Here is a 9281-nt window from a genome sequence, read left to right on the forward strand (position 1 = left end):
GACAGATCCTCCCCTTCTATCCATGGTAGATGGCCGACTCTCCCTTCGGTTTCAAGATCCAAAAGGAGATTCTTCGCCGAACGGGCGGTCGACCATGCCCTGTTGGGAGTAGTTGGACGCTTGTATAACGATCACACTCTGTGAACTACCTCACAGGGCGTACGGGCATACCCCGTCGGACTACCATCACCACATGACCTGTGTGCTGCTTGCCGAGGATGATCCGGCGATCTCCGAACCCCTCGCCCGGGCCCTGCGACGCGAGGGCTATGAGGTGCTCGTCCGCGAGGACGGTCCGACCGCGCTGGCCGCCGGCCTCACCGAGGAGGTCGACCTCGTCGTCCTCGACCTCGGGCTGCCCGAGATGGACGGCCTGGAGGTCTGCCGCCGCCTGCGGGCCGACGGCAAGAGCTGCCCGGTCCTGGTGCTCACCGCCCGCGCGGACGAGGTGGACACCGTGGTCGGCCTGGACGCCGGCGCCGACGACTACGTCACCAAGCCCTTCCGCCTGGCCGAGCTGCTCGCGCGTGTCCGGGCCCTGCTCCGGCGCGGCAACGTCGACCAGCTCACCACCGGCGCGCACGGCGTGAAGATCGACATCGAGTCCCACCGCGCCTGGCTCGGCGACGAGGAGCTCACCCTCTCCGCCAAGGAGTTCGAGCTGCTGCGCGTCCTCGTCCGGGACGCCGGCCGGGTGGTCACCCGCGAGGAGATCATGCGGCAGGTCTGGGACACCACCTGGTGGACCTCCACCAAGACCCTGGACATGCACATCTCCTGGCTCCGCAAGAAGCTCGGCGACGACGCCGCCAACCCGCGCTACATCGCCACCGTGCGCGGAGTGGGGTTCCGGTTCGAGAAGAATTGACCCCGTACGGAGATCGAGGCCGGGCCACGGCCGATGAAGCGGAACACCTCGGGGAGCGGCAGCGTGAAACGCCGGATGATCAACTCGCTGCTGGGCGTCGTCCTGGTGGTGGTCGTGGTGTTCTGCGTGCCGCTCGCCCTGGTCGAGAAGCGGACCATCGTCAACTCGGCCCAGGACCGGGTGGACGCGGCCGCCGTCCGGGTGCTCGCCCTGGTCGAGAGCAGGATCGCCGCGGGCGAGTCGGTCACCGAGGGGCGCGCCTTCGAGAGCCAGGTCACCGAGGGCAGCTACGTCGAGGTGCAGGTGCCCGGCCAGCAGGTCGTCTCGGTCGGTGAACGCCCGGCCGGCAACCACCTGCTGAAGGCCGTCGAACGCGGCAACAGCGGTGAGACCGTCACCGTCGAGCAGTCCCGCGAGGACGTCGACCACGAGATCGCCAACAACCTGCTGCTGCTCGGCGTGGTCGCCCTGCTGGCCGTCCAGGCCGCCGTGGCGCTCGCGGTCTGGCAGGCCAAACGGCTCGCCCGGCCGCTCACCGACCTCGCCGAGACCGCCGAACGGCTCGGCTCCGGCGACCCGCGCCCGCGCGACCGCCGCTACGGAGTGCCCGAACTCGACCGGGTCGCCGAGGTGCTGGACACCAGCGCCGAACGGATCGCCCGGATGCTCACCGCCGAGCGCAGGCTCGCCGCCGACGCCTCGCACCAGCTGCGCACCCCGCTGACCGCGCTCTCCATGCGGCTGGAGGAGATCACCTCCGTCGCCGAGGACCCGGAGACCGTCAAGGAGGAGGCGACCATCGCCCTCCAGCAGGTCGAGCGGCTCACCGACGTCGTCCAGCGGCTGCTCACCACCCAGCGCGACCCGCGCAGCCCCACCGCCGTCGCCTTCGACCTGGACGAGGTGATCAAGCAGCAGGTGGAGGAGTGGGGCCCGACGCTGCGCGAGCAGGGCCGGGTGCTGTCCCTGGAGGGCCTGCACGGGATCACCGCCGTCGGAACCCCGGGGACGGTCGCCCAGGTGCTGGCCACCCTGATCGAGAACTCCCTGATGCACGGCGCCGGGACGATCACCCTGCGGGTCCGGCCGTCCGGCACCTCGGTGGTGGTCGAGGTGCAGGACCAGGGGGCCGGCGTGCCGGCGGACCTCGGCAACCGGGTGTTCGAGCGCGCGGTCAGCGGCCGCAACTCCACCGGGATCGGCCTCGCCGTCGCCCGCGACCTCGCGGAGGCGGACGGCGGGCGGCTCGAACTGCTCTCGCTGAAGCCGGCGGTGTTCGCCCTCTTCCTCGGGCGCAGCCACGAGGACTAGCCACGAGGACTGAGGACGGGCCCCTGGCGGTTCGGGCGGGGCCGGTCAGGCGGTTCAGGCGGGCCGGTCAGCTCGGCAGCACGCCGAGCTGGCGCATCAGGCCCATGACGTCCCACTGCCACCAGCCCTCGCAGATCCTCCCGTCCTTGAAGCGGTAGGTGGTCGTGCCGCGGCCGACCACCGACTTGCCGGTGTTCGGCACGCCCATGAAGTCGGCCTTCTGGGTGGCGTGCCAGGTCCAGCGGGTGGCCACCTCGTCGCCCTCGGCGATCTGGCTCTCGGTGGTGAAGGTGAAGTCGAAGGCGGCCAGGTAGCCGGCGCAGCGCTCCCGGAACGCCTGGATGCCGACCGCGTCGCCCTCGCTGCCGTAGTCGTGGTCGCGGTAGTCGGCGGTCATGCACTCGTCGATGACGTCGAGGTTGCCGCGGGACAGCTCGTCGAGGACCCGGCTGGCGGTGGCCTTGTTGAACTGCGCGTCGCGGACCACGTCGAGGTCGGTGAAGGTCGGCGGCGCGTCGCAGAGCGCCACCATCTCGCGGAAGATCCGGTCCGTCTCGGGCAGGCCGGAGTTCTTCATCGCCTCCTCGTAGGAGGGGAACTCCACGATCTCCACCACGTGCTTGGTGTCGGCACGGTCGGTGCCGACCACCGCGTGGGATGCCGTCCGCTTACCCCTGGTCGCCTCGACCCAGGTGTCCATCAGCCGGTTGAGGTCGTCGAGCCTGTCGGTCTTGCAGTCGATGATCTGAACGAACGTCATGGCGAGCCTCCTGACCCCCCTCGGCCATGGTCGTCCGCGCGCCGTGCTCGCCCTCGGAAACCACTGTCCTCCGATTGCGCCGGAGGCGGCAAGCGGAGCGGGACCTCCTGCGCGGGTAAGGGCCTGTCCGGCGTCGTGCGCCCGGCAGGATCCGCCGGACTGGCCCTAGTCGGCCTTGGCGTAGCGGATCGGCTCGGCGGCCAGCAGCAGCTCGGCCTGGGCGGCCGGCCCCTGGTCGCCGGCGGCGTCCGGCGCCTGCTGGGCGGGCAGCTCGACCGGCTCCGGCGCGGGCTTGAACACCCAGGTGCGGTACGAGACGAAGCGGAACACGGTGGCCACCGCGAGGCCGATCACCTTGGCGCCCAGCTGCTCGTAGTGCGAGTCCAGGCGCAGCACGTACACCGAGAAGCCGAGCACGCCGGTCTCGATCAGCATGCCGATGCCGCTGTAGACCAGGAAGAGCGTGATCTCCCGCTTGCGGGAGGCGGCGTCGCGGTCCCGGTACAGCCAGTAGCGGTAGCCGAGGTAGTTGGTGGCGATCGCGATCACCGTCGCTGCGATGTTCGACCGCACCGAGGCCAGGCCCAGGCCATTGATGCAGACCCAGAAGACGGCGAAGTTGACCACCACGCCGCTCAGGCCGACGATGCCGAACTTCACGACTTCGCCCTTGAGCCCACGCAGTTTCTGCGCGAGTGAGGGTTTCGAAGCTGTGGTCGTCGCCATACCGGACTGCCTCCATGTGCCTGCGGGACGAAAGGGCTGAGCGCGGCGGCACGGCCGCCCCTTGAGCCCTGCGTGCACGCACATGATCAGACCGCGTAGACCAGGACCTAGCCGTCCAGGCTACCTGCTCCCACCGAACGGCTGAGCCGCTTGACTCCTGGGTTGAGGTCCGCTGATCCCCGTGTCGAGGTCTACGCGCGTCCGCTCCACCGGGCCCACCTGCGGCGGAAATGCCCCCGACCGGCCCGGATATCCTGGCGGGGTGACTTCCCCGGGCAATGTGAATTTTCCAGTGGTGGGCATGATCGGTGGCGGGCAGCTGGCCCGCATGGCACACCAGGCGGGCATCCCGCTCGGGGTCAGGTTCAAACTCCTCGCCGACACGCCCCAGGACTCCGCCGCGCAGGTGGTCTCCGACGTCGTCCTCGGCGACTACCGCGACCTCGACACCCTGCGCCGCTTCGCGGCCGGCTGTGACGTGATCACCTTCGACCACGAGCACGTCCCGACCGAGCACCTGCGGGCCCTGGAAGCCGACGGCATCGCCGTCCGCCCCGGCCCGGACGCGTTGGTCAACGCCCAGGACAAGGGCGTGATGCGGGCCAAGCTGGACTCCATCGAGGTGCCCTGCCCCCGGCACCGGATCGTCGCCGACCCGGCCGACGTCACCGCCTTCGCGAACGAGGGCGAGGGCTACCCCGTCGTCCTCAAGACCGTCCGCGGCGGCTACGACGGCAAGGGCGTCTGGGTCGTGGACACCGAGGAGGAGGCGCAGGCCCCCTTCCTGGCCGGCGTCCCCGTGCTCGCCGAGGAGAAGGTCGACTTCGTCCGCGAGCTGGCCGCCAACGTGGTCCGCTCGCCCAGCGGCCAGGCCGTCGCCTACCCGGTGGTGGAGAGCATCCAGGAGAACGGCGTCTGCGCCGAGGTCACCGCCCCCGCGCCGGACCTCGACCCGGCCCTGTCCGACGAGGCCCAGCAGCTCGCCCTGCGGATCGCCGGCGAGCTCGGCATCACCGGCCACCTCGCCGTCGAACTGTTCCAGACCCGCGACGGCCGCATCCTGGTCAACGAACTGGCCATGCGCCCGCACAACTCCGGCCACTGGACCCAGGACGGCGCGGTCACCTCGCAGTTCGAGAACCACCTGCGGGCCGTCCTCGACCTCCCGCTCGGCGACCCCCGGCCCCGCGCCAAGTGGACCGTCATGGTCAACGTCCTCGGCGGCGACTACCCGGACATGTACCACGCCTTCCTGCACTGCATGGCCCGCGACCCCGGGCTGCGGATCCACATGTACGGGAAGGACGTGAAGCCCGGCCGCAAGGTCGGCCACGTCAACGTCTTCGGGGACGACCTCGAAGACGTCCGCGAGCGCGCCCGCCACGCGGCCGCCTACCTGCGAGGAACGATCACCGAATGACCTCCACCGCTACGAGCCCCGTCGTCGGCATCGTGATGGGATCGGACTCCGACTGGCCGGTCATGGAGGCCGCAGCCCAGGCCCTCGACGAGTTCGAGATCCCGTACGAGGTGGACGTCGTCTCCGCCCACCGGATGCCGCGCGAGATGGTCGCGTACGGCGAGAACGCCCACAAGCGCGGCCTCAAGGCGATCATCGCCGGCGCCGGCGGCGCGGCCCACCTGCCGGGCATGCTGGCCTCCGTCACCCCGCTGCCGGTCATCGGCGTGCCGGTGCCGCTGCGCTACCTGGACGGCATGGACAGCCTGCTGTCGATCGTCCAGATGCCGGCCGGCGTGCCGGTCGCGACCGTCTCGGTGGCCGGCGCCCGCAACGCGGGCCTGCTGGCCGTCCGGATGCTCGCCGCCTTCGACCCCGAACTCACCGAGCGGATGGCCGACTTCCAGGCCGAGCTGAACACCCAGGCCACCGAGAAGGGGAAGAAGCTCCGGGCCAAGGTGGCCGGCTCCTCCTCCTTCGGCTTCGGCAAGTAGCCCGCGCTCCGGCCGGTGGTTCGTCCGCCCACGGGGGTGGGGTAGAACAGCTCGCATGACCTCTGACCTGGACTCCCCCACCCCGCTGGACCGCGCCCGCGCCCTGCTGCGCACCGCCCCCGTGGTCGACGGGCACAACGACCTCCCCTGGGCGATGCGCGAGCAGGTCGGCTACGACCTCGGCGCGCTCGACCTCGCCGCCGACCAGAGCGACCGCCTGCACACCGACCTCGCCCGCCTCGCGGAAGGCGGCGTCGGCGCGCAGTTCTGGTCCGTCTACGTCCCCGCCTCGCTGGCCGGCGACCACGCGGTGAGCGCCACCCTGGAGCAGATCGACTTCGTCCACGCCCTGGTCGAGCGCTACCCCGACCGCCTCCGCCTGGCCCGTACCGCAGCGGACATCGAGGCCGCCCGCGCCGACGGCCGGATCGCCTCCCTGATGGGCGCCGAGGGCGGCCACTCCATCGACTGCTCGCTCGCCACCCTGCGCGCCCTGTACGAGCTGGGCGTGCGCTACCTCACGCTCACCCACAACGACAACGTGCCGTGGGCCGACTCCGCGACCGACAAGCCGGTGGCCGGCGGGCTGACCCGCTTCGGCGAGGAGGTCGTCCGGGAGATGAACCGGCTCGGCATGCTCGTCGACCTCTCGCACGTCTCCGCCGACACCATGCGGGACGCCCTGCGGGTCACCGAGGCGCCGGTCGTCTTCTCGCACTCCTCCGCCCGCGCGGTCTGCGACCACCCGCGCAACATCCCGGACGACGTGCTCGCCCAGCTGCCCGCCAACGGCGGCGTGGCGATGGCCACCTTCGTGCCCAAGTTCATCCTGCCCGCCGCCATCGAGTGGACCCTGGCCGCCGACGAGAACATGCGCGCCCACGGCTTCCACCCGCTGGACACCACCCCGGCGGCCATGGCCCGCCAGCACGCCTTCGAGGCCGAGCACCCGCGCCCGATCGCCACCCCGGCCACCGTCGCCGACCACCTCGACCACATGCGCGAGGTCGCCGGCATCGACCACATCGGCATCGGCGGCGACTTCGACGGCACCGCCTTCCTGCCGGACGGCCTGGACTCGGTGGCCGGCTACCCCAACCTGGTCGCCGAACTCCTGCGCCGCCACTGGTCCGAGGCCGACCTCGCCAAGCTCACCTGGCACAACGCCGTCCGCGTCCTGCGCGACGCCGAGTCCGTCGCCGCCACGCTGCGAGCCACCCGCCGGCCGTCCATCGCCACCATCGGCGGGCTGGACGGCAACTCCTAAGCGAGCAGCGGGATCTCGATGGCCGGGCACTTGTCCATCACCATGGCCAGCCCGGCCTCCCGGGTCCGCTCGTACGCGGCCTCGTCCACCACACCGAGCTGGAACCAGACCGCCTTCGCCCCGACCGCCACCGCCTGCTCGGCCACCTCCCCGGCCAGCGCGCTGTTCACGAACACGTCCACCACGTCAACTTGGAACGGGATCTCGGCGAGCGAGGCGTAGCCCTGCTCGCCGAGGACCGTCTCGGCCTTCGGGTGCACGGGCACGATCCGCTTGCCGTACTTCTGGAGCACCCGGGCCACGCCGTACGCCGCCCGGGAGGTGTTGGTGGAGAGACCGACCACGGCCCAGGTGTCCCCGGTGCCGGTGAGGATCTCGCGGACCGTCGCTTCGTCGCCGTAGCTCGTCATGCCGGTACCAACGACGGCCGGGGGTGGGGGATTCCGGCCGCGGGCTCAGACGTCGAAGGCTCCGTCCCAGTTGTCGAGCGCCCACCCCGCGTAGGCGAGGGGCGAGAGGACGGCGGCCGCTGTCGCGGTGCCGATCAGCCGCCCGAACTCGCATGGGATCTGAACGTGTTCAAACTCCGAGGGTGCCCCGGAAACGCGTCCGCCCCCAGGGGAGGCCTGGGGGCGGACCCCCGAAGCGGGAGGGGTCAGCTGGGGCGGCCCAGGGCGCGGTAGGTCCAGCCGGCGGCGCGCCAGGCTTCGGCGTCGAGGACGTTGCGGCCGTCGAGGAGGCGGCGTTCGGCGACCACGGCGCCGAGCTCGGCCGGGTCCAGCTCGCGGAACTCGGCCCACTCGGTGAGGTGCAGGACGACGTGGGCGCCCTCGGCGGCCTCCAGGGCGGAGCCGGCGTACGTGAGGGAGGGGAACATCTTCCGGGCGTTGTCCACGGCCTTCGGGTCGTAGACGGTGACCTGGGCGCCCTGAAGCTGGATCTGGGCGGCCACGTTGAGGGCGGGGGAGTCCCGGATGTCGTCCGAGTTGGGCTTGAAGGCGGCGCCGAGGACGGCGACCCGGCGGCCCAGGAAACCGCCGCCGCACTGCTCGCGGGCCAGCTCGACCATCCGGGAGCGGCGGCGCATGTTGATCGAGTCGACCTCGCGCAGGAAGGTCAGTGCCTGGTCGGCGCCGAGCTCGCCGGCCCTGGCCATGAACGCGCGGATGTCCTTGGGCAGGCAGCCGCCGCCGAAGCCGAGGCCGGAGTTGAGGAACTTGCGGCCGATCCGCTCGTCGTAGCCGAGCGCGGTGGAGAGCAGGGTGACGTCCGCGCCGGCCGCCTCGCAGACCTCGGCCATCGCGTTGATGAAGGAGATCTTGGTGGCCAGGAAGGAGTTGGCTGCGGCCTTGACCAGCTCGGCGGTCGCGAAGTCGGTGACCACGAACGGCACTCCGGCGGCGATCGGCTCGGCGTACACCTCGCGCAGCAGCCGCTCGGCCCGCTCGCTCTGGGTGCCGATCACGATCCGGTCCGGCCGCAGGGTGTCCTGGACGGCGAAGCCCTCGCGCAGGAACTCCGGGTTCCAGGCGAGTTCGGCACCCTCGCCGACCGGCGCCAGCGCGGTCAGCCGCTCGGCCAGCCGGCTGGCCGAGCCGACCGGGACGGTCGACTTGCCGACCACCAGGGCGGGCCGGGTCAGGTGCGGCGCGAGCTCGTCGATCGCGGTGTCGACGTACGACATGTCGGCGGCGAACTCGCCCTTGCGCTGCGGGGTGTTGACGCAGATGAAGTGCACGTCGCCGAACTCGGCGGCCTCCTGGGCGGAGGTGGTGAAGCGCAGTCGCCCGGTCGAACCCTCGTGCCCGGCCACGTGCTTGAGCAGCAGCTCGGACAGCCCCGGCTCGTACATCGGGACGCGGCCGGCGGTGAGCATGGCGATCTTGTCGGGGTCGATGTCCAGACCCAGCACCTCGAAGCCGAACTCGGCCATCGCGGCGGCATGCGTGGCGCCGAGGTAGCCGGTGCCGATCACGGAGATGCGGAGGGTCACGGGTTCTCCCTGGAGGCGGACTCGACCGGTCTGGAAACGGACTCGACCGGTACGGATTCCCCTGATGCTATCCGCCCTGCCCGGGCGTGCACGGATCGCCTGCACGCCCGGGACGCTAGGCAGCCGCAGGTCGGAGCCCTAGGATCTCTACTGAACGGTAGTTAACCCCGGGTTCGACGCCGATCGGACCGGTTCGATCGGACCGGAACCGACTCCGGCCACCGGGCCCGGGTCACTGGACTGCGGCACTGGACTTCGGTCACTGGACGACGAGGCAGGCATCATGGCGGGCAGCGCGGCTGACTTCGATCTCTTCCGTATCTCCGAGGAGCACGAGATGCTTCGTGAGGCGGTGCGTTCGCTGGCCGAGGCGAAGATCGCTCCGTTCGCGGCGGAGGTGGAC

10 protein-coding genes are annotated in these 9281 nt (G+C 71.1%); 6 read left to right on the top strand and 4 right to left on the bottom strand.

Translation table 11 applies throughout. The features are described 5' to 3' along the window. Nucleotides 1–193: 193 nt before the first annotated feature. A complete protein-coding gene (locus tag OP86_RS08860; protein ID WP_030058577.1) occupies nt 194–868 on the top strand; it encodes a response regulator transcription factor in 675 nt (224 codons plus the stop codon). Between the two features lie 63 nt (nt 869–931). Next, nucleotides 932–2179: an ATP-binding protein gene (locus OP86_RS08865; protein ID WP_030257538.1), complete on the top strand. Its 1248-nt coding sequence runs from the start codon at nt 932–934 to the stop codon at nt 2177–2179. Nucleotides 2180–2246: 67 nt separating this feature from the next. Here the strand turns inward: OP86_RS08865 and OP86_RS08870 are convergent, their stop codons facing one another. Together OP86_RS08870 and OP86_RS08875 are read right to left on the bottom strand one after the other, a co-directional pair. Further along, entirely contained in the window at nt 2247–2939 is a 693-nt protein-coding gene (locus OP86_RS08870; RefSeq protein ID WP_030058575.1) for an ester cyclase, read from the bottom strand. Nucleotides 2940–3104: 165 nt separating this feature from the next. Then, nucleotides 3105–3599: a GtrA family protein gene (locus OP86_RS08875; RefSeq protein WP_051829872.1), complete on the bottom strand. Its 495-nt coding sequence runs from the start codon at nt 3597–3599 to the stop codon at nt 3105–3107. A gap of 346 nt (nt 3600–3945) precedes the next feature. Between OP86_RS08875 and OP86_RS08880 the strand changes: the two genes are divergently transcribed. Genes OP86_RS08880 through OP86_RS08890 form a run of 3 tightly spaced genes read left to right on the top strand, consistent with a single transcriptional unit; the run spans nt 3946 to nt 6885 of the window. After that, on the top strand, nt 3946–5085 hold the full coding sequence (locus OP86_RS08880) for a 5-(carboxyamino)imidazole ribonucleotide synthase (RefSeq protein ID WP_030058572.1): 1140 nt from the start codon (nt 3946–3948) through the stop codon (nt 5083–5085). Then, complete coding sequence (purE, locus tag OP86_RS08885; RefSeq protein ID WP_030058571.1) at nt 5082–5618, top strand: 5-(carboxyamino)imidazole ribonucleotide mutase; 537 nt, start codon at nt 5082–5084, stop codon at nt 5616–5618. The genes OP86_RS08880 and purE overlap by 4 nt, the downstream gene beginning before the upstream one ends. A gap of 55 nt (nt 5619–5673) precedes the next feature. Continuing rightward, entirely contained in the window at nt 5674–6885 is a 1212-nt protein-coding gene (locus OP86_RS08890; protein WP_030058569.1) for a dipeptidase, read from the top strand. Here OP86_RS08890 and OP86_RS08895 read toward each other — a convergent pair. Together OP86_RS08895 and OP86_RS08900 are read right to left on the bottom strand one after the other, a co-directional pair. Next, nucleotides 6882–7295: a CoA-binding protein gene (locus OP86_RS08895; RefSeq protein WP_030058568.1), complete on the bottom strand. Its 414-nt coding sequence runs from the start codon at nt 7293–7295 to the stop codon at nt 6882–6884. The two genes, OP86_RS08890 and OP86_RS08895, sit on opposite strands and share 4 nt — an antisense overlap. 245 nt (nt 7296–7540) lie before the next feature. Beyond that, the gene (locus OP86_RS08900) at nt 7541–8878 is read right to left on the bottom strand and encodes a UDP-glucose dehydrogenase family protein (RefSeq protein ID WP_030257544.1); all 1338 of its coding nucleotides are present in this window, start codon (nt 8876–8878) and stop codon (nt 7541–7543) included. A 283-nt stretch (nt 8879–9161) separates the two neighbouring features. Here OP86_RS08900 and OP86_RS37880 point away from each other — a divergent pair. Next, nucleotides 9162–9281 (top strand): acyl-CoA dehydrogenase family protein (locus tag OP86_RS37880; protein ID WP_167344195.1); only part of this gene is annotated, 120 nt, incomplete at its 3' end.

This window comes from Streptomyces novaecaesareae (assembly GCF_000716875.1).
GTDB classification, from domain to species: Bacteria; Actinomycetota; Actinomycetes; order Streptomycetales; family Streptomycetaceae; genus Kitasatospora; species Kitasatospora novaecaesareae.

Excerpts from the sequence above, each read along its gene's own strand:
- OP86_RS08860 (WP_030058577.1), top strand. The coding sequence starts at position 194 with ATGACCTGTGTGCTGCTTGCCGAGGATGATCCGGCGATCTCCGAACCC.
- OP86_RS08870 (WP_030058575.1), bottom strand. The coding sequence starts at position 2,939 with ATGACGTTCGTTCAGATCATCGACTGCAAGACCGACAGGCTCGACGAC.
- purE (WP_030058571.1), top strand. The coding sequence starts at position 5,082 with ATGACCTCCACCGCTACGAGCCCCGTCGTCGGCATCGTGATGGGATCG.
- OP86_RS08890 (WP_030058569.1), top strand. The coding sequence starts at position 5,674 with ATGACCTCTGACCTGGACTCCCCCACCCCGCTGGACCGCGCCCGCGCC.
- OP86_RS08895 (WP_030058568.1), bottom strand. The coding sequence starts at position 7,295 with ATGACGAGCTACGGCGACGAAGCGACGGTCCGCGAGATCCTCACCGGC.